Source organism: Sneathiella sp. P13V-1, assembly GCF_015143595.1.
GTDB lineage: Bacteria > Pseudomonadota > Alphaproteobacteria > Sneathiellales > Sneathiellaceae > Sneathiella.
The window spans coordinates 52956-71293 of the sequence record NZ_WYEU01000002.1; the positions used below are offsets into that span (position 1 = coordinate 52956).

Genomic DNA, 18338 nt, shown 5'->3' on the forward strand with positions numbered 1-18338 from the left:
GCAAGGATTTTGCTGCCTTTTCTTTATTCTTTCAAGTTTTCAGGCAACCAGCGATTTCGGCTGCGCTGAAAACTTCCATCATCACCGATTGAACTGATCGCAGCGTTTAAATTGGGCATGAAATCGCGACTCCATAACCCTTTTGAACACCCAACATACATTTTTGGGCCTTCGTGATTTCCTTGGATTGGATAAAAAAGGACCTGCTTTTCAAGACCCTGTTGAACAGCTTGGTAGTAATTTTCAGTGACGTGACCTAACGTTGCTTGGATGCGCCCATAAGCAATCTGTTTAATCAGAAGGCCGCTTTTCGGAAGGCCTTTCCTTACTGTTATCTTTTCTTTGTAAGCGCCATTGTTTGATTTGATTAGTTTGTCAATTGCTTGACCGTAAGAACGTTCCGCCATGACTTCCAACTTAAGTGTGTTGCTCTCAAGGAGATGCTCCAAATCGATGTGGTTGTTAGCATTTAGATAGGGAGAAAGTTTTTCTGATTGTAAGCTGGACGTGATTAAAACATTTGGTGAAAGGGTGGAAATCGGATCTGAAAAGGCGATGAATTTTTCGCGTTCAGCTGTCTTGAACAATCCGGCAAAGCACACCTGTCTGCCCGACTTAAATTCCTCCATAAGACGGGAGAGGCTGACAGGGAGATGTTCATGGTTGTAAGAGGGGATTCGATTGGTGAGTTCCTGAACGATATGGTCCATAATTCCCTGATTTTTGAGTTTACCTTCCTGGATGTAAACTGGAGGGAAATCAACACTTCCCCAAAATACCGTTTTCTCTGCTGCCATTCCTTGGCTAGTCCATAAAAAACAGAAAAGGCTTATTATTCGAAACATTATTATTGACCCGATTGCAAATATTTGCGCCGAATAAAATGTATCGGTGACATCTTAACAAAATACTGCTTAACTAAAGTGGTTGTCATATTTTGCTAAACTGTTACATTCAGATCATAAATCTAACGTACGTTAGAAAAAAATCTAAAAAACAAAAAGAGTAAGAAGATGAATGTAGAGGAAGCTATTCTGTCACGGCGCTCGGTCCGTGCTTTTACAGATCAGTCAGTGGAAAAGTCACAGGTTCAGCATATTCTGGAAGTCGCTCAGCGAGCGCCCAGCGGAACTAATACTCAGCCTTGGCACACTTATGTTTGTGCTGGTGATGTGCGCAATAGTATCGTCCAGGATGTATGCGCGTTGTTTGATGCAGGAAAATCCGAAAAGTATGAGGATTACGATTATTATCCTCCTGTATGGGAAGACATACACCGTAAACGCCGCCAGGGCGTAGGGTGGGGACTTTATGGCCTTCTTGGCATTGAAAAAGGGGACCGTGAAGGCAGTATGCGTCAATCCAAACGGAACTTTCGTTTCTTTGATGCACCGGTTGGTCTGTTTTTTACGACTGACAGCTACCTTGGAAAAGGAAGCTGGTTGGACATGGGGCTATATATTCAAACCATCATGTTGGAAGCGCGTCAGCTGGGACTGCACACTTGCCCGCAGGCCGCATGGGTTGCTTTTCAAAAACCTATTTTTCACCATTTGGAAATTCCGGAAACACAATCTCTCGTATGTGGGTTGGCGTTAGGGTATGAAGATACGAGTGCCATCGAGAATACGCTGGTGAGTGAACGCGAGAGCTTGGAGGACACTGTTAAATTCTACGGATTCGAAGAATAAGAGCAAAAAAGTAAAAAAGACGGGTCTCAACGCTGCATAATGTTAGTGAACGAATTAGTTGGCCGCGTAGAAAGTTAAAATGATCCATTTTTTCTCTGAGTTTTTGAAAAAATGTATCATATTTTATATCTGTATCTTGCGTGAGCCAGTGACGCAGCGTAAATATGGAACATGCATTCAGGAATGATCAAGTTTAACAAACGATAAGAACCGGAGTGGCGGGATGTTAGATAAAAGAAAATTTTATATTAATGGTGAATGGGTCGATCCAGCGACTCCAAAGGATTTGGACGTTATCAACCCTTCAACAGAAGAAGTGTGTGCGGTTATTTCTGTCGGTTCCGAGGCCGATACAAATGCTGCCGTTGCAGCTGCGAAAGCTGCGTTTGACAGCTGGAGCCAGACACCACTTGAAGAACGTATTGGATATGTAGAGAAAATTCTGGAGCTCTATAAAGAGCGTTCAGCCGATATTGGTGAAGCTATCTCCACTGAAATGGGCGCACCTGTTGCGCTTGCAAACACGGCGCAGGCTGGAAGTGGCGCTGCCCATATTAAAGCGTTTATTCGCGAACTTCAGAAATTTGAATTTGATCAGATGCTGAACGATCGCGCGCCTAACGATCGCATTCTGTATGAGCCAATAGGTGTGTGCGGTCTGATTACGCCTTGGAACTGGCCAATGAACCAGGTGACACTGAAAGTGATCCCTGCAATTGCTGTTGGTTGTACAGTTGTACTGAAGCCTTCTGAAATTGCACCATTGTCCTCAATGGTTCTGGCCGAAATCATTGACGCTGCAGGTCTGCCAAAAGGTGTGTTTAACCTTGTAAACGGTGACGGCGTTGGTGTGGGTACACAGCTTTCAGGTCATGAAGATGTCGATATGATCTCCTTCACCGGCTCCACACGTGCCGGTATCGCGATTTCCAAAAACGCTGCTGATACAGTTAAGCGTGTTGCACTGGAACTTGGCGGTAAAGGTGCGAACATTGTCTTCGCTGATGCCGATGAAAAAGCTGTGAAACGCGGTGTTCTGCATTGCATGAACAACACAGGTCAGTCCTGTAACGCCCCAACGCGTATGCTGGTTGAACGTTCCATCTATGACGATGCTGTTAAAGCTGCGAAAGAAGCGGCTGAAATGGTAACTGTTGGTTTGGCATCTGAAGAAGGGCGTCATATCGGTCCGGTTGTTTCTGAAGCTCAGTTTAATAAAATTCAGGGCCTCATTGAAAAAGGTATCGATGAAGGCGCCAAACTGGTTGCGGGTGGTCTTGGCCGTCCTGAAGGTTTCAACAAAGGGTACTTTGTTCGTCCAACCGTGTTCGCAGATGTGAATAACGAGATGACAATTGCCAAAGAAGAAATCTTCGGTCCAGTTCTCACCATGATCCCGTTTGATACAGAAGAAGAAGCGATCAAGATCGCTAATGACACTGTATACGGCCTGACAAACTATGTTCAGACACAGGATCACGGTAAAGCAAACCGCGTTGCACGCCGTCTGCGCTCCGGGATGGTTGAAATGAACGGTAACCCACGTGGTGCAGGCGCCCCATTTGGTGGTTATCGCCAGTCCGGCAACGGCCGTGAAGGCGGTGTATGGGGTATCGAAGACTTCCTTGAAGTGAAGTCTGTAAGTGGTTGGGTTGAAGAATAAAACTCTGTCCAAGTTAAAGAAAAGCCGCGCTGTGAAGCGCGGCTTTTTTTCGTTTAAAGGTTGCCGAGGAATTCTTTAACAGCAGATCCAATTTCAGACGGGCTGTCTTCCTGAATGAAATGGAGACCTTTGACGGTCACTTCCTTTTGGTTAGGCCAGCTTCTGCAAAACTCACGTTGTGGCCCTACTAAGATTGAGCCTGGTTCTGCGTTGATAAAGAGCTTCGGTATGCTCTCATCTTGAGCCAACCAATTTGCATAATCATCGACGATTTTCACAAGATTTTCTGGCTCGCCATCAATTGGGATCTGACGTGGCCAGTTAAGCGTTGGCTGACGATCTTCTTCTTTAAGGAACGGGGCCCGATAGGCGTTCATTTCTTCTTCTGTAAGATCGCGAATGATTGAATTTGGAAGGACTTTTTCAATAAACGCATTTCTATGGATCACAAGATCTTCGCCATTCTCAGAACGGAAGCCTTTAAAGATACCTCGCGCTGCCTCCGGCCATTCGTCCCATGTGACGGGGCGGACAATCCCTTCCATATAGGCAATGGCCTTAATAGCGTCTTTGTGTTTGTTGGCCCAATGGAAACCTAGTGCACTTCCCCAGTCATGAATTACCAAGGTGACATTCTTTTCCACACCAAGAGCAGCCAACGTCGCTTCCAGATATTCGTAGTGCTTTTCAAAAGTATAGCGATCTGCCCCTTCTGAAGCAGGCAGTTTCTCTGAATTCCCCATGCCTAGAAGGTCAGGGGCAATACAGCGCCCAACTCCTTCAAGTTCTGGAATGACGTCCCGCCATAAGTAGCTGGAGGTTGGGTTGCCATGTAGAAAGACAATGGGATCTTTCGAGGGATCACCTGCTTCAATATATGCGATTTCCTTCCCCAGCACGGAAACAGTTTTCTTTTCGTATTTCATTTTTGCCTCCAATTTAAAATCTTACTGGTTTAAGGCATCCATATACATAGAGATATATTCATCCACAGTAGGCTGCACCGGGTTAGAGAAATGGCAGGCATCGGTCATGCAATGCTCTGCAAACCCCGGTAGCATCTCTTTGGTGACACCAATCTCAGATAGATTTCGAGGAAGCCCAAGAGAGATGCTGTAACTTAAAATCCAATCAGAAATATCATCCTGATTACTTAACCCCATTGCCGCCTTGATCTTTTTCATTTTCTCCGGAACATGTGGAGCATTGAACCGCAAAACCGTTGGAAGAAGAATAGCGTTCAAAGTTCCGTGGTGTGCCTTCAAAACCGGGTCCGCACCAACAGCGTGGCTCATGGAGTGAACGGCACCCAGACCTTTGGCGAAGGCCATTGCTCCTTCACTTGCTGCCATCATCATATGCCAGCGGGCTTCCTTATCCTGACCGTCCTCAACCGCGCGCTTTAGATACGTGACAACACGCTCTAGACCGTCAAGACCAATCGCTGCCGCTGGTGGGTTAATCACAGGTGTGAGATAGGCTTCAATGCAGTGCGCCATGGCATCCATACCTGTTGCAGCGGTAAGAATGGGAGGTAGGCCCAAGGTCAGATCTGGATCGCAAATAGCCATTTTGGGTAACAATTCAGGACTTGCGATCACCACTTTATGGCCTTCTTCGGTTATGATAACGGAACCTCCACCAACTTCACTTCCGGTTCCTGCCGTCGTTGGAATTGCAATGATTGGAGGGCATGCTCCAATGCTGTCACGCCCGCCTTTTACGGTGGACCAATTCCCGATGGGACCTTCATGATCAACAGAAAGCGCAACACCTTTGCCAAGGTCGATGGACGAGCCGCCGCCAATTGAAATGATGCCGTCGCAGTTATTCTCCCGATAAAGCGCGAGAGCGTCTTTCACAGCGACTTCGGTGGGGTTAGGGGGCGTGCCGTCGAAGGTTGTAAATTCCACATCGTTTGGAATGGCGTTTCTTAAGGTATCATAGAGCCCTGCCGCAATAATGCCTTTGTCGGTACAAATCAAAGGGCGTTTGATGCCGTTCTTTTCCAGTGCCATTCCAATTTTCTTAATCGCACCATGATCAATTTCCATATGATTTGGATAGGTGATTGTTGCCATTTTCCCCTCGCTTTTTGTTTTTGATTATTTTTTTGCAAGATTAGAAAACAATTCGCAGTATCACCAGAAAAAACTAATGGTCGTTATGGCAATGTCATAATTGTTTTATCGCACCAACATGCAGCTGCAAAAAAACTGTCATGCTCTTCCATATATTGTTTTGCATTAAACAATATCTACGGGGTGCTACTCTTATGTTCAAAAAAGCTCTATTGGTAAGCGCGTTGGGGTGCGCGTTATTTGTACCATCACTTGTATCCGCTGAAACACTTTCCGTCCGCTCTGTGACGCCAAACCCACTTGGCGCTTTCGAAAAACTCTATGTTTTGAACGGCAATACGATTGCTAATGAAAAAATGACGTTGGACCGCTCTCCTGCCGCGGTGATGATGAAGGAGGGGGAGACACGTAACGTTCGTATCCTTCATATAAACGATATCCATGCACGATTGGTGGAATATCACCGTAAAGGTGATGCGCATCGCATGGCGCAAATTGCGAAAATCGTCAAGGACGCGCGGAAATCTGCAGAAAGCAATAACGAGGCGGTTCTGTTCCTCAGCATCGGAGATGAGCATATCGGCACTGTCTGGGACGAACTTCTTGGGGCAAATGAAGATGAGTTTCAAATGAGCGCACCTTACCATGCCTTATCTGCCGCAGGTCTTGATGTGGCTGCAGTTGGAAACCATGAGTTGGATAAAGGATCCGCGCTGCTGGCACGCGCTATCGAACAGGATGCAGATTTCCCTGTGCTGACAGCGAACTTGAAGGGGTCTAAACACAACATGCCATGGGCACCCGCTGCCATAGGTGTTGTGAATGGCGTGCGCGTTGGAATAGTCGGATTGACATCTGTTATTGATACCTACCTTGAGACTGAAGCCGACCCAGGACTTAAAGGCTACAATCCCGCGGTGGTGGCTGCAAATGTGGTGAGTGCGCTAAATGATCATGTAGATATGATCGTGATTGCAAGTCATGTTGGATATAACGGCAAATTGCCCGGTGATCAGACGGCAAAATATGATCTGAAAATGGGTGATGTTCAAATCGCGGAGGCGGTTGCTAAAGTCGCAACTAAACCTGCATTGCTTCTTGGCGGTCACACCCATACTGTTCTAAACAAGGACGGCTTTAGCAACGATACGATTATTAAAGAAATTCCAGTTGCTCAGGTCGGTGAATATGGGCGTTACGTTGGTAACACAACCGTCTCTCTAACGATGGGCAAGGGCGGCAAAGTTACTGCTGAATATGGCACCGGCCTCATTGCGACCAAAGGCCGTAAAACTGAAACTGAAGCCGACTATGATGTAGACTATCAGAAAAATATTCTGGATCCTATCAAGCTACGTCTGGATGAACGACTGAAAGCACCTATTGGCAGGGTTGTGAAGTTTGAAGGTCTCGACGATGCCAAGGTTATTGAAGATCGTTATGTGGGCGAGAGTGCCATTGCAAACTTTATGAATGATGCCATTGTCGTACGAAGCATGCATTGGCCAACAGGTCAGGTGGATTTCGCCGCTTTCAATGCCACAGGTATGCGCGGCGTTGATATGAACGGCGACCTCACATATGCGGAATGGTACAGCGTGATGCCTTATGCGGATGAAGTGCTTGTTTACGAAATGAGTGGTGCCGAAATTAAGGACCTCGTGGAAGATAACGCACGCCGTATCCTGCGCCCAGAAGAGCTTAAAAAGAATGGTGGACCGCTTGATCCTTCTAACTTCATTTCACGGGGATTTCAGCATTACTCTTCTGGTATTCGCTATGAGATCAATATGGGCGCCAATGTCATGGAAACCAAGGCTGTCAATATTACCCTAAATGGTGAGCCGATTGAAAAGGTCTTGGATAAGAAATTCAAGATGGTCTTTAATTCATACGTATCGCACGGACGTGAAGGGTATGATGGCGGTGCCATTAAAGGTCTGCCGCCTGAAATCAAAGGCTTCAACCTTGAAGCACTACGAAAAGAACGGGCGAAGAACACATATCTTCTCTATCGCGGGCAGATCATTGACTACATTCAGGCCGATGCAAAAGGTGTCGTGGGCCCTGAAACTGGTGCCAAATACGACCAGCGGGTTGTTGTTCGAGGCGCTAGTGTAAACTAATCCCGGATTTTTTTAAGAGAAAGCGCGGTGCAAGCCACCGCGCCAATCCGTCATGGAAAATCTTATTCTGAAATAGCTTGCAGCCATTTCGTAACGCGTGCCTGATTAGCGCCTAAATCAGAGTGACCATAGATGGAACGGCTGTAGATATACAGTATGGATTTGCCTCCTTCTAAGCCGACAAATTTTACTGAAATGATATCTGGCCAACGGACGAGTGAGGTGCGGTCAAGAATTTCAATCTGGTCACTTTCATCCAAGCGGACTTTTGCGTTGCTGTTTTCCAGAATGAATTTTTCAAACCGTCCTTTCAAGTCAGTCGCGGAAAGCTCGAATATGGGCGGCTGCCCATTTGGTTTTGTGTTTTGGCAAACCTCTGTATCACAGAGTAAAAACCAGTTCGGTTTGTTAGGTGCCTTCAATGTTGAAAAGTCGGTTTTGGAAGCTGCTGGCGCGGACAGAATGTTATCCCATATAGGGGTCAGCCTTAGTAACACAAGCAAAATGAGCAGGGAAATGATCCCGTAGATGAAAAGTTGCAGCATTTTGAATAACCCCCTGGATCTCATGCGACTTCATACCTGTGTTCTTGTTAATTGCCTTTTGAGGTTAGCAGTTTCTTTCGGCTGTCCCAAGCCATAATAAACCTACACAAAGTCCCAAATAAAGGATACGGATGGTATAAGCAGGATCCAGAATTTTTGGAATCACATTCCCGTGATGAGAAGCAAATGCGGTCAGAAATTTAATGAATGATATTTTAGGGGGAGTACTTGAGGCCTTCAGGTTGCTGGTGACGCTGGATGAGGATCTTATTGAAATATCAATGAGATCCATGCAGGTTACTTTTACGGCTGTTTTCATTGCCTCTGTTATTGGACTGCCTTTAGGGGCATGGCTTGCCGTTGCCAGATTTAGGTATCGCAGGTTCTCTATCGCGCTATTGAACGCTTTAATGGGATTGCCGCCAGTAGTGGTGGGGCTTTTCGTTTATGTGGTGTTATCCAGATCAGGCCCATTTGGTGTGCTGGATTTACTGTTTACGCCAACCGCGATGATTGTTGCCCAGGTCATCATTGTAACCCCGATAATAGCTTCCATATCCCATCAGGTTTTAAGGGAATTGTGGTTCTCCTATCATGATCTATTGATTTCCATCGGTGCTACGAAGTGGCAACGAATGTTGGCACTTTTGAAGGATGGGCGTCGTGGCCTTTTAACAGCCACCCTGACAGGATTTGGGCGGGCTGTTGGTGAGGTGGGCGCGATTATGATTGTCGGCGGGAATATCGACCACTTAACGCGTGTGCTGACCACTGCTATTGCACTTGAGGTTGGAAAAGGTGATTTCCCGCTGGCCATTGGTCTTGGGATTGTTCTGATTTCCCTTGCGCTGATCGTAAATCTGTCTATCCACCTCTTGTCCCGAACAGAAAGAGGGGCAACCTGGTGACGTCAATTTTACCGATAAAGCTGGAAAATATCTCCTTAAGGAGAAAAGCAAAACACATACTTGGGCCTATTGACTGGGAAGTTTCCGGGCGTGGCGTTACCATGTTGATGGGCCCCAATGGTGCCGGAAAATCTTCGCTGCTAAAAATGATCCATGGTTTGGAGCCGATACGCGAGGGAAAAATAGTCTGGCCATCAAATGCGACGGATTTCCGTGAACAACAATCCTTTGTCTTCCAGTCCCCAATAATCATGCGAAGGACCGTATTTGAAAACCTGATTTATCCGCTCAGACTTCGAAAAATCTCTCCTGATGAGAGAACTAAACGAGGGGAGTTTTGGCTGGAACGAATTGGCCTTGCCGATATGAGAAATGCGGATGCAATGTATCTTTCAGGCGGCGAGAAGCAGAAACTTGCATTGGCCCGCGCACTTATCATCAAACCGCAATTACTATTTCTGGATGAGCCGACAGCAAATCTGGATGGCGGATCTACTTTTCTGATTGAAAAGATTATCAAGGAGATCGCGGATCAAGATGTACGTGTCATTATGTCGACACATGATTTGATGCAAGGCAAACGCCTGGCGGATGAAGTAGTATTTTTAAATAAAGGGAATATAGTAGAAATAAGTCCCGGTACTGAGTTTTTTGAAAATCCCCGATCGGATCTTGCAAAAAGATTCTTAGACGGAGAAATATTAATATGAAACTCCTGCTTGCCCTTGTCGGTTGGTGCCTTTCTCTTCTGATCGCAATGCCCTCTTGGGCTGATGAAATTAAACTGGCTGTGACGACCTCTTTTCATAACTCGGGTCTTGCTGATGAGCTTCTCCCAGAGATTAAAAAGGATTTGAACCTGACCGTACATCTTCTTGTCGTTGGCACAGGTCAGGCCCTTAAATTGGGGCGGTCTGGAGATGTGGATGCGATATTGGTGCATTCAAAGAAGGCGGAAGAAAAGTTTGTCGCAGATGGCTTTGGCTGCTATCGCCGGGAGTTGATGTATAACGATTTTGTTTTGGCGGGTCCGAAGAATGATCCGGGCAAGATCGCCAGACTTTCTAAAGCAGTTGACGCCTTAAAAGTAATCGAGAAAAACAAACATCTTTTTGCCAGTCGCGGCGATGATAGCGGTACCCACAAAAAGGAAATAAGCCTTTGGCGCTCAGCTGGGTTAAACCCGTTTGAATTTGACAGCGTCTGGTATCGCTCCGCCGGATCAGGGATGGGGGCGACACTCAATATTGCCAATGCGATGAATGCTTACGTATTGACGGACCGTGCAACTTGGCTGAATTTCAAGAACCGTGATGGACTGAAACTAATGCTCCAAGGAGACAAGGCACTCCATAATCAATATACCTTCATTCCCGTTTGCATAAAAAAACATCCTCATGTGAAGCGGGAGCTTGTGGCCAAGGTTGAGCAATGGCTTGCTGGAGAAAAAGGGCAGGGCATCATTGGTGCCTACAAGTTGGCGGGGGAGCAATTATTCTTTCCCAATGCGAATAACAAGAACCTGAATTAGGTGGTCGGTTAATTGGAGATTAGTCAGTTAATTAATATTCTCGATCTCGCAGGTGTTGCGGTTTTTGCAGCAAGTGGCAGTCTGGTCGCGAGCCGAAAAGAGATGGATCTTATCGGGTTCGGGTTAATGGCCGCGCTTACCGGGCTCGGTGGTGGGACCCTTCGTGATCTTATTTTGGGGCGTGAAGTTTTCTGGCTGCAAGCGGAGTGGTATGTGGCCGTATGCCTTGTCGTCGCTGCTGTGGTTTTCTTTGTTGCCCCTATGCTGCAAAGAAGATTTACCGCACTGCTATGGGCTGATGCGGTTGGGCTTGCTGTTTTTGCCGTTATGGGAACTCATATAGCGATGGTGGAGCAGGTGCCGTGGATACAAGCCATGGTGTTTGGAATGATGACGGCGACTTTTGGCGGATTGATGCGGGATGTTGTGGCAGGTGAACCGTCACTGTTTATGAAGCCCGAAGTTTATGTCAGTGCTGCATTTGTTGGCGGAGGCACCTATCTTCTATTATTGGAACTCTCCCTTCTGCAGCCGGTCGCGGCTGTTATCGCTGTGGTCTGCAGTTTTTTGGTTCGTAGTGGCGGAATTATCTGGAAGTGGGAGCTTCCCCGCTACAAACCCAAGGCGGGTCGCGAATACTAACTCACTTGCCGCACGGTTTGAGTGATTTCTCCACCTGTGTTGATTGCCATATAAGTTGGATAGGGAACTCGGTGAGATAGATCTATTTCCCGTTTGAGCCATTCTCTTTCTTCCAACGCACCAAGTGACTGGGATAATGCGCGGTCAGTAATCGTTCCAAGACTTGATTTAATCGCTGAGAAGCGGGCGGGTTGCCTAGTCACCGCAAGCACGGGCACCGTCCAGCTTTTTCGAACCAGATCAAACATCTCTTCCTGTGGGACGAGTTGGATAATTCGATCCGCCATGGAGGCGATGACTTTTCCTTTTACTGTTAAACGAAATTCAGGCCGCAAAGGGTGGCCGTGCCCCGGATTTTTTTCGATCAATTCAAGTTCATATAAGTGATTTAAGCTTGCGCCAAAGGAAGTTCTGCTTGCGCCCGTTGCGGCAACAAGCGGCGCTTGTTTTCCTGTGTGACCTGAATAGAGGAGCGAGAGAATTTTCAGTGTCCATGCTTTGGATGTGAGCTTGACAAGCAGTTCTGTATTCATAAAGTATAGTTACTATACTTTTGATGCAAAGGGAAGCGATATGTCGGTAATTACAGTAGATGATCAGATAACGATCGCATTGTCAGTGCGTGATAGGCACGTTAGTGCTGAGTGGTATCAAAACACTCTTGGCTTTCAGCTTGTCCATCATATCGATGAGGCTGGATGGAGCGAACTGCAAACAAATACACAAGGGGTGGCGCTAGGGTTGGGAGAGCAGGTGGAGCCTCAACCAGGTAATTCGGTCCCGGTTTTTGGCGTTGCTGATATCGGTGTTGCGCGCAAAGCGTTGGAAGAGGCGGACGTGCAATTTGATGGCGATACAGAAACGATTGAGGGCATGGTCAGTTTGGCAACATTCTATGACCCAGATGGAAATGCCTTGATGATCGCCCAAAATCTCGCGGTTTAGGGGGGATTGCCCTTGTTGTGATGTGAATGGATTTCATATATTATCCAATTCTGTTGTTGAGGGAGGCCAACGGCTATGCCGCATTACGGATGGTATTATCTGACTTATCTTTTGCCAGCACTTGTTGCTTGGGGAATTTATGCGGGTGGATGGCTGTTATGGCTTGCCCCGCTTTGGACATTTATTCTTGTGCCTATTTATGATCACCTTCGCGGTACAGAGCAGGGCAATGTAGAACCGGAGCAAGAAGCTGCGTATTCATCTGATATTGGATATAATCTGGTGGTATGGCTTTGGCCCTTTCTGCAAGCCGGGTTACTGGCGGCGGCGTTTGCGCGCATTTATGTTGGCGGCTTTGCGTTTTGGGAGTTGGTTGCAATGACCTTCTCTGTCGGTATCATTACAGGGGCTGTCGGGATTACATGGGCTCATGAGCTTTGTCACAGGACCAATGTTGTCGAGAGGGCCTTGGCCGAGATTACGTTATATATGGTGAGCTATCCGCACTTCGCAGTGGAGCATGTCTACGGTCACCACAAAAATGTAGCAACCCCAAAAGATCCAGCAACTTCAAGGCTTGGAGAGAGTTTTTATAAATTTTATTTCCGTTGTGTTTGGGGGAGTTTGCGAAGCGCCTGGCAAATTGAAGCCCAGCAAATGAAGAAAAAACGACGCGCCGTTTTACATTATTCAAATCGTATGGTGCGTTACTTGGTTGTGCAGGTTTTGCTATATGCGGCTGTTTACTACCTGTTTGGTGTAACAGGCCTTGTATTTTTTGCAGTGCAATCCATTGTCGCCTTTACCTTACTAGAGCTGATTAACTATCTGGAACATTACGGACTTCTTCGGAAAGTAAATGATCAGGGGCGCTATGAAACCGTACGCCCTTGGCACAGCTGGAATTCCAGCCATATTGTTTCGAACCTGTCATTGATCAATCTTGCACGGCATTCTGATCATCATTTCCGGGCATCGCGGCGTTATCAGATCCTTCGTCATTTTGATGAGGCTCCGCAATTGCCTTCTGGCTATTCGGCGATGTTGGTTCTCGCGCTTGTTCCGCCCCTTTGGTTCCGAGTAATGAACCCGAGAGTGCGGGAGTGGCGCAAAACCCATGAGGTACCTATTGAGGCGTAGGGCTTGGTGTCTTTAGACAGCTTTTGATCAATTCCGCGCAAAGGGCGCGGCTACCTTCTGACTGATCATTGGTGCGGTAGGATAAAGAGACAACCTTGTCATTTTCCAAAGTGAAAGTCGCTTTACAGCTTTGCTGCTTTGGAATTGTGACCGGATAATGATAAAAGCCGCCGATCCCCCAGCTTCGATTGGGGCCAACTCTCACGGAAGGGTAAAATCCAGGTCCGGGATATGGGGGGAGGATATGGGCAATATTCTCTGCTTTATATGCGACATATTCCCGACCTCGCTCATCCGTGCTTTCCTGATCCGGAAGTCCTGCGCACTCAAATAATTCGGATTTTGCCATACCAACAATTTCAGTTCTGGCGGTTTCAGCCTGCTCTAATGCTATATTCGCGCAGGAATTAAGTGAAAATCCGCACAGCAGCATAAATCCAATTTTAATGAGCGGCTTGCTCATATGAGGTGTCCTTCCCGTTATCCAATATAGATATTGTAGGGAAGAACACATCATTCAACGGTGATTTTGATCAATCAGCGATGCTTCCATGGCGCCCAGATCCGGCTGCGAATTTTGCGGCACCTTGACTGGCTTCTTGTATGATTGCCTGACGTGCGCTTTGCCATTCTTCATACAGTGCGGCTTTTTCGTCTTTGCCAAATTGGGTGTAAATAGTTTCACGGTCCGCAAGCATGGCAATTGGCGGGAAGGTTGCTATTCTCTCCGCCAATTCAATGGCGTCTTTTTTAAGATCTTTGGATGTTGTCAGCCGAGTAACTAGACCTAGTTCAAAGGCGCGTTCAGCAGATACCGGATCTCCTGTTAGCATCATATCCATTGCGGGGCCGGTTCCAATAATGCGGGGCAAACGCGTGGGTGTGCCATCGCTCATGGGGACGCCCCATCGCCTGCAGAAAATACCAAAAACAGCTGTTTCATCTGCAATTCGAATATCACAGTAAAGGGAGATTCCAAGTCCCCCTGCAACGGCATAGCCTGAAATTGCACCAATCACAGGTTTACTTAAGGGGCGGTGTAGTGGCCCCTCAGGGTGCCCTGCCCAAGGTTTATAGTCCGCCTTCTTGCTAACTTCTTTCAAGTCAGCCCCAGCACAGAAGTTGCCACCCGCGCCGATAAGAACTGCCACTTTTTGACTGTCATCCTGTTCAAAATCGAGAAAGGCTTTTGTGAGCAATTCTGTAGCTTCTTTATCAAGCGCGTTGCGGCTTTCTGGCCTGTTCAGCGTGATAACTGAAACAGGCCCATGAATCTCGGTATAGATCTTTAATTGGTTCGGCATCATGATTGCCTTTCAAATGAAAGAACTATTCCGCAGCAGTTAGAATGTGGATGGCTTTATCTGCCACTAGGTCCTTGGTCTTTTTGCCGTATTCTTTCATATGATCTGAAACGGCGTGAGCCATCAGATCTTCCTGACTTTCCCACTTTTCAATAACCGCGAAGCTGTCCGGACCAAGCTTCGTTTGAAATGGTCCCATATCTGGCGCGTCGACTACAGCCGCATATTCAACGCAACCTTTTTCTGCATGAACAGCGGGAACATTGGCATTAAATGCAGCCAATACTTCATCTCTTTTTCCGGGCTTAGCGGTAATAATTGCTACGATATTGAGCATGGTGACTTCCTTTCATTTTATTATTTTTTGTCGTCTTTAAAATCGTAGCAGTTTTAGAGGATTTTCCAAATGATAATCACGCCTGTGTGTTAAGTGGCTGACATAGCAGGATTCTTTTTTATAGGTTGAATGAACTTCTTCGACTTTCAAATGCTTAAAAATTCTGAAAAATAAGTTTCATAAAAACGTCATTTGCTTTCATATGAAAATTTATCTACTCTTTCTGTAGGGAGAGAAATAAATGAAACCGGAAGCAAGAAAAGCCGAGATAGCTGATCTGGTGCGCCGTGAAGGCTTCATTTCAGTGGAGGCTTTGGCAGACAAGTTCGCTGTTACAACTCAGACAATACGTAAAGATATCAATCAGTTGCATGAAGCTGGATTGGTGTTTCGGCGCCACGGTGGGGTGGAGCCAATTACTGTCATGGCGAACCTTGCCTACGGTGTGCGTCAGGTTCTGAACTTGGATTTCAAACGGAAGCTCGCCTCTCTGGCGGCTGAATATATCGAAGATGGTTCGGTGCTGGCGTTCAGTATCGGAACCACACCTGAGCTTGTAGCGCAGTCACTTGCTGCAAAAGAAGATCTTACGGTTATTACCAATAACCTTGGGGTTGGGATGAGTTGTCTTGGCTTTAAAGGGTGTCGCGTTTTCATCGCAGGTGGCGAGATTAGAACATCTGACAGAGATATCGTCGGACCAGAAGCCGCAAATTTCTTCGGCAAATACAAGGTGGATATCGGGATTTTCGGTATTGGCGGGTTGGATCCAGAAGGGCATTTGCTTGACTTCCACGAAGAAGAGGTGATGGCCCGCAATTCAATTTTGGAAAACTGCCGGACATCGTTTTTGGTCATGGACCACACAAAAGTAAATAGGCCCGCTCATGTTCGGGGCGGACATATCACGGATGTCGACTACGTGTTTTGCGATCGCGCGTTACCTGCCAACATTTCGCGCATGTTGGAGGAGGCAAACACGAAAGTCATCTATCCGAAAGAAAGCGAGAAAGTATGAGTAGTATTGTTGTTACAGATCTTGTGAAACAGTTTGCAGACGCAGAACCTGTGGTAAAGGGTGTTTCCTTCACCGTGGAGGAAGGCACACTTACAGTGCTGCTCGGCGGGTCAGGTTGCGGTAAATCAACGATTCTACGGATGATTTCTGGTCTTGAAGATGTTTCAGGGGGGAGCATTAAAATCGGCGGTGAAGAAGTGTCAGGTACGGATGCTTCCAAACGTGGCGTATCGATGGTTTTCCAGAACTACGCACTATTTCCACACCTTAGCGTCGCTGAAAACATCCTGTTCGGCTTGAAAGTCCGAAAGGTTCCAACTGCCGAGAGAAACAAACGCCTTCAGGAAGCGGCGGAACTGGTTGGATTGTCAGAATATCTTGATAGAAAACCTGCGCAACTGTCCGGTGGGCAAAGGCAGCGTGTGGCGCTCGCACGAACTATTGTGGCGCGCCAGCCTGTCTGTTTAATGGATGAACCGTTATCCAACCTCGATGCTAAGCTAAGGGCCTCCATGCGCGCTGAAATAAGGTCCCTGCAACAGCGTTTAGGGCTCACTATGATCTATGTGACCCATGATCAGATTGAGGCCATGACAATGGCAGATCAGGTGGTTCTATTGAATGATGGTGTGGTTGCACAGATGGCATCACCCGCTGATCTTTATGATGATCCGGCCGATACATATGTGGCGCGGTTTATTGGAAGTCCGCCCATGAATGTACTTTCCGAATTCGCTGGGGCAGCTGAATTCATCGGTGACTGGCAAAAAGGGTGGACATTAGGTGTCCGCGCGGAGCACGTGAAAATTGCCACCTCCGGCCTCAAAGGCAAAGTCGAAAATGTAGATTACCTCGGTTCGGAAACGGTTTTATGGCTCGATACCGATGGTCAAAAAATTGCCTGCAAATTGCAAGGCAGAACAAATCATCAGGTGGGTGACGAACTTTTCTATCAATGGGATCAGAAAGATACGCACTGGTTTGATGAAAATGGAGTAGGGCGAGACAGCGTGCAGGCTGCCCCGCCTTCTAACCGCATTTGAGTATGTCGCGGAAAGTAACCTGATGGTGCTTAAGCAGCATCGTCAAACACCAAACAGGATAGAGGATTATAAACCATGTCTTTTCTAAAACCAAAGAACTTGCTGGGCTTGGCAATGGGTGCCACGATGGCACTCAGCGCAGGTGTCGCAGCTGCTAAAACCAGTCTCACCATGTATTATCCAGTTGCTGTGGGCGGACCGCTTACAAAAATCGTGGATGGTATTGTCGCTGATTTTGAAAAACAGAACCCGGATATTGATGTCAATGCGATCTATGCCGGTAACTATAACGACGCCCGCATTAAAGCTCTTGCAGCTCTGAAAAGTGGTCAACCAGCGCAACTTTCTGTCATGTTCTCAATCGACATTTATGATCTGATTGAGCAAGACGCCATTGTTGCATTTGATGATGTTGTCTCCACTGATGAAGAGAAAGCCTGGTTGAAATCCTTCTACCCAGCCTTGATGGAAAACGGGCAGACTTTGGGTAAAACCTGGGGTGTTCCGTTCCAGCGTTCCACAATCGTCATGTATTACAACAAAGACGCTTTCCGCGCAGCTGGTCTGGATGCCGAAAATCCACCAAAAACATGGGAAGAGTTGGTGGCCGCTGGTAAGAAACTGACCAAAAAAGATGGCTCCCAGTGGGGTATGATGATCCCATCTACTGGTTACCCATACTGGATGTTCGGTGCGCTCACAAAACAGAACGGCCAAGTTCTGATGAATGCAGACGGCACAGAAACATATTTCAACAATCCAAAAGTTGTTGAAGCTTTGTCCTTCTGGAAAGATCTGTCTCAGAAGCATGAAGTGATGCCAAAGGGTGCCATCGAATGGGGAACACTTCGTAAAAACTTCCTTGAGCAGAAAACAGCGATCATGTGGCACTCCACAGGTAACCTGACAACTGTGAAGAAAAACGCCAAGTTTGATTTTGGTGTTGCGATGCTCCCAGGAAACCCAAGCCGTGGTACGCCAACAGGTGGCGGTAACTTCTACATCTTCAAAAAATCAAGCGATGAAGAAAAGAAAGCCGCTCTTAAATTGATCAAATTCATGACCAGCCCAAAGAATGCGGCGAAATGGTCAATGGAAACTGGTTACATCGGTGTAAGTCCAGAAGCCTACAAAACGAAAGAGCTGAAGGAATATGCCAAATCCTTCCCACCAGCTGCTGTGGCACGTGATCAGTTGAACTTTGCGACAGCTGAACTGTCTACATACCAGACAGGTCGTGTGCGCAAACTTCTCGACGACGCTCTGCAAGCTGCAATTGCTGGGGGTAAAACACCAGAAGAAGTTCTGAACGACGCGCAAGCACGCGCCACTCAGCTTCTGAAGCCATACAAATAAGTATTATG

General features: G+C 47.0%; 20 protein-coding genes. 12 read left to right on the plus strand and 8 right to left on the minus strand.

Annotation, left to right across the window (positions count from 1 at the left end; genetic code table 11):
• Positions 1–23: 23 nt before the first annotated feature.
• Complete coding sequence (locus GUA87_RS07185) at positions 24–797, minus strand: TIGR02285 family protein (RefSeq protein WP_193715894.1); 774 nt, start codon at positions 795–797, stop codon at positions 24–26.
• A 216-nt stretch (positions 798–1013) separates the two neighbouring features.
• Here GUA87_RS07185 and GUA87_RS07190 point away from each other — a divergent pair, with 216 nt between their 5' ends.
• Together GUA87_RS07190 and GUA87_RS07195 are read left to right on the plus strand one after the other, a co-directional pair.
• The gene (locus tag GUA87_RS07190; RefSeq protein WP_193715895.1) at positions 1014–1691 is read left to right on the plus strand and encodes a nitroreductase; all 678 of its coding nucleotides are present in this window, start codon (positions 1014–1016) and stop codon (positions 1689–1691) included.
• 223 nt (positions 1692–1914) lie between these two features.
• Positions 1915–3354: an aldehyde dehydrogenase family protein gene (locus GUA87_RS07195; RefSeq protein ID WP_193715896.1), complete on the plus strand. Its 1440-nt coding sequence runs from the start codon at positions 1915–1917 to the stop codon at positions 3352–3354.
• A gap of 53 nt (positions 3355–3407) precedes the next feature.
• Here the strand turns inward: GUA87_RS07195 and GUA87_RS07200 are convergent, their stop codons facing one another.
• Complete coding sequence (locus GUA87_RS07200; protein ID WP_193715897.1) at positions 3408–4280, minus strand: haloalkane dehalogenase; 873 nt, start codon at positions 4278–4280, stop codon at positions 3408–3410.
• Positions 4281–4301: 21 nt separating this feature from the next.
• The gene (locus GUA87_RS07205) at positions 4302–5435 is read right to left on the minus strand and encodes an iron-containing alcohol dehydrogenase (RefSeq protein ID WP_193715898.1); all 1134 of its coding nucleotides are present in this window, start codon (positions 5433–5435) and stop codon (positions 4302–4304) included.
• A 194-nt stretch (positions 5436–5629) separates the two neighbouring features.
• On the opposite strand from GUA87_RS07205, the gene GUA87_RS07210 reads away from it, so the two are divergent.
• Positions 5630–7561 carry a bifunctional metallophosphatase/5'-nucleotidase gene (locus tag GUA87_RS07210; RefSeq protein ID WP_193715899.1) on the plus strand — a complete coding sequence of 644 codons (1932 nt, stop codon included), beginning with the start codon at positions 5630–5632 and terminating at the stop codon, positions 7559–7561.
• 62 nt (positions 7562–7623) lie between these two features.
• On the opposite strand, the gene GUA87_RS07215 is transcribed toward GUA87_RS07210, so the two are convergent.
• The gene (locus GUA87_RS07215) at positions 7624–8106 is read right to left on the minus strand and encodes a DUF1499 domain-containing protein (RefSeq protein ID WP_193715900.1); all 483 of its coding nucleotides are present in this window, start codon (positions 8104–8106) and stop codon (positions 7624–7626) included.
• A 203-nt stretch (positions 8107–8309) separates the two neighbouring features.
• Here GUA87_RS07215 and GUA87_RS07220 point away from each other — a divergent pair, with 203 nt between their 5' ends.
• Genes GUA87_RS07220 through GUA87_RS07235 form a run of 4 tightly spaced genes read left to right on the plus strand, consistent with a single transcriptional unit; the run spans position 8310 to position 11187 of the window.
• On the plus strand, positions 8310–9014 hold the full coding sequence (locus GUA87_RS07220; protein ID WP_193715901.1) for an ABC transporter permease: 705 nt from the start codon (positions 8310–8312) through the stop codon (positions 9012–9014).
• Positions 9011–9724, plus strand: coding sequence for an ATP-binding cassette domain-containing protein (locus GUA87_RS07225; protein ID WP_321575886.1), 714 nt, complete (start codon positions 9011–9013; stop codon positions 9722–9724). The genes GUA87_RS07220 and GUA87_RS07225 overlap by 4 nt, the downstream gene beginning before the upstream one ends.
• Positions 9721–10545: a substrate-binding domain-containing protein gene (locus GUA87_RS07230; protein ID WP_193715902.1), complete on the plus strand. Its 825-nt coding sequence runs from the start codon at positions 9721–9723 to the stop codon at positions 10543–10545. The genes GUA87_RS07225 and GUA87_RS07230 overlap by 4 nt, the downstream gene beginning before the upstream one ends.
• 12 nt (positions 10546–10557) lie before the next feature.
• Complete coding sequence (locus tag GUA87_RS07235; RefSeq protein WP_227711794.1) at positions 10558–11187, plus strand: trimeric intracellular cation channel family protein; 630 nt, start codon at positions 10558–10560, stop codon at positions 11185–11187.
• Here the strand turns inward: GUA87_RS07235 and GUA87_RS07240 are convergent.
• Complete coding sequence (locus GUA87_RS07240) at positions 11184–11720, minus strand: winged helix-turn-helix transcriptional regulator (protein WP_193715903.1); 537 nt, start codon at positions 11718–11720, stop codon at positions 11184–11186. The genes GUA87_RS07235 and GUA87_RS07240 overlap by 4 nt on opposite strands.
• A gap of 40 nt (positions 11721–11760) precedes the next feature.
• Between GUA87_RS07240 and GUA87_RS07245 the strand changes: the two genes are divergently transcribed.
• Positions 11761–12132, plus strand: a complete 372-nt coding sequence (locus tag GUA87_RS07245) for a VOC family protein (RefSeq protein ID WP_193715904.1) — start codon at positions 11761–11763, stop codon at positions 12130–12132.
• A gap of 75 nt (positions 12133–12207) precedes the next feature.
• Positions 12208–13272, plus strand: coding sequence for an alkane 1-monooxygenase (locus GUA87_RS07250; protein WP_193715905.1), 1065 nt, complete (start codon positions 12208–12210; stop codon positions 13270–13272).
• On the opposite strand, the gene GUA87_RS07255 is transcribed toward GUA87_RS07250, so the two are convergent.
• The 3 genes from GUA87_RS07255 to GUA87_RS07265 all read right to left on the minus strand — a co-directional run bounded on the left by GUA87_RS07255 (position 13259) and on the right by GUA87_RS07265 (position 14913).
• Complete coding sequence (locus tag GUA87_RS07255; RefSeq protein WP_193715906.1) at positions 13259–13735, minus strand: hypothetical protein; 477 nt, start codon at positions 13733–13735, stop codon at positions 13259–13261. The genes GUA87_RS07250 and GUA87_RS07255 overlap by 14 nt on opposite strands.
• A 70-nt stretch (positions 13736–13805) precedes the next feature.
• Positions 13806–14579: a crotonase/enoyl-CoA hydratase family protein gene (locus tag GUA87_RS07260; RefSeq protein WP_227711795.1), complete on the minus strand. Its 774-nt coding sequence runs from the start codon at positions 14577–14579 to the stop codon at positions 13806–13808.
• Positions 14580–14601: 22 nt separating this feature from the next.
• Entirely contained in the window at positions 14602–14913 is a 312-nt protein-coding gene (locus GUA87_RS07265) for a putative quinol monooxygenase (RefSeq protein WP_193715907.1), read from the minus strand.
• Positions 14914–15154: 241 nt separating this feature from the next.
• Here GUA87_RS07265 and GUA87_RS07270 point away from each other — a divergent pair, with 241 nt between their 5' ends.
• From GUA87_RS07270 to GUA87_RS07280, 3 genes are all read left to right on the plus strand, one after another.
• Positions 15155–15931 (plus strand): DeoR/GlpR family DNA-binding transcription regulator, encoded by a 777-nt coding sequence (locus GUA87_RS07270; protein ID WP_193715908.1) that lies wholly within the window; start codon positions 15155–15157, stop codon positions 15929–15931.
• On the plus strand, positions 15928–16974 hold the full coding sequence (locus tag GUA87_RS18060) for an ABC transporter ATP-binding protein (RefSeq protein ID WP_193715909.1): 1047 nt from the start codon (positions 15928–15930) through the stop codon (positions 16972–16974). Before GUA87_RS07270 ends, GUA87_RS18060 begins: the two co-directional genes overlap by 4 nt.
• Positions 16975–17088: 114 nt before the next feature.
• A complete protein-coding gene (locus tag GUA87_RS07280) occupies positions 17089–18330 on the plus strand; it encodes an ABC transporter substrate-binding protein (RefSeq protein ID WP_415774792.1) in 1242 nt (413 codons plus the stop codon).
• Positions 18331–18338 lie beyond the last annotated feature (8 nt).

Coding starts and splice junctions, on each gene's coding strand:
- GUA87_RS07185 (WP_193715894.1), bottom strand. CDS start 797: ATGGCAGCAGAGAAAACGGTATTTTGGGGAAGTGTTGATTTCCCTCCA.
- GUA87_RS07190 (WP_193715895.1), top strand. CDS start 1,014: ATGAATGTAGAGGAAGCTATTCTGTCACGGCGCTCGGTCCGTGCTTTT.
- GUA87_RS07195 (WP_193715896.1), top strand. CDS start 1,915: ATGTTAGATAAAAGAAAATTTTATATTAATGGTGAATGGGTCGATCCA.
- GUA87_RS07200 (WP_193715897.1), bottom strand. CDS start 4,280: ATGAAATACGAAAAGAAAACTGTTTCCGTGCTGGGGAAGGAAATCGCA.
- GUA87_RS07205 (WP_193715898.1), bottom strand. CDS start 5,435: ATGGCAACAATCACCTATCCAAATCATATGGAAATTGATCATGGTGCG.
- GUA87_RS07210 (WP_193715899.1), top strand. CDS start 5,630: ATGTTCAAAAAAGCTCTATTGGTAAGCGCGTTGGGGTGCGCGTTATTT.
- GUA87_RS07215 (WP_193715900.1), bottom strand. CDS start 8,106: ATGCTGCAACTTTTCATCTACGGGATCATTTCCCTGCTCATTTTGCTT.
- GUA87_RS07220 (WP_193715901.1), top strand. CDS start 8,310: ATGAATGATATTTTAGGGGGAGTACTTGAGGCCTTCAGGTTGCTGGTG.
- GUA87_RS07230 (WP_193715902.1), top strand. CDS start 9,721: ATGAAACTCCTGCTTGCCCTTGTCGGTTGGTGCCTTTCTCTTCTGATC.
- GUA87_RS07240 (WP_193715903.1), bottom strand. CDS start 11,720: ATGAATACAGAACTGCTTGTCAAGCTCACATCCAAAGCATGGACACTG.
- GUA87_RS07245 (WP_193715904.1), top strand. CDS start 11,761: ATGTCGGTAATTACAGTAGATGATCAGATAACGATCGCATTGTCAGTG.
- GUA87_RS07250 (WP_193715905.1), top strand. CDS start 12,208: ATGCCGCATTACGGATGGTATTATCTGACTTATCTTTTGCCAGCACTT.
- GUA87_RS07255 (WP_193715906.1), bottom strand. CDS start 13,735: ATGAGCAAGCCGCTCATTAAAATTGGATTTATGCTGCTGTGCGGATTT.
- GUA87_RS07260 (WP_227711795.1), bottom strand. CDS start 14,579: ATGATGCCGAACCAATTAAAGATCTATACCGAGATTCATGGGCCTGTT.
- GUA87_RS07265 (WP_193715907.1), bottom strand. CDS start 14,913: ATGCTCAATATCGTAGCAATTATTACCGCTAAGCCCGGAAAAAGAGAT.
- GUA87_RS07270 (WP_193715908.1), top strand. CDS start 15,155: ATGAAACCGGAAGCAAGAAAAGCCGAGATAGCTGATCTGGTGCGCCGT.
- GUA87_RS18060 (WP_193715909.1), top strand. CDS start 15,928: ATGAGTAGTATTGTTGTTACAGATCTTGTGAAACAGTTTGCAGACGCA.
- GUA87_RS07280 (WP_415774792.1), top strand. CDS start 17,089: ATGGGTGCCACGATGGCACTCAGCGCAGGTGTCGCAGCTGCTAAAACC.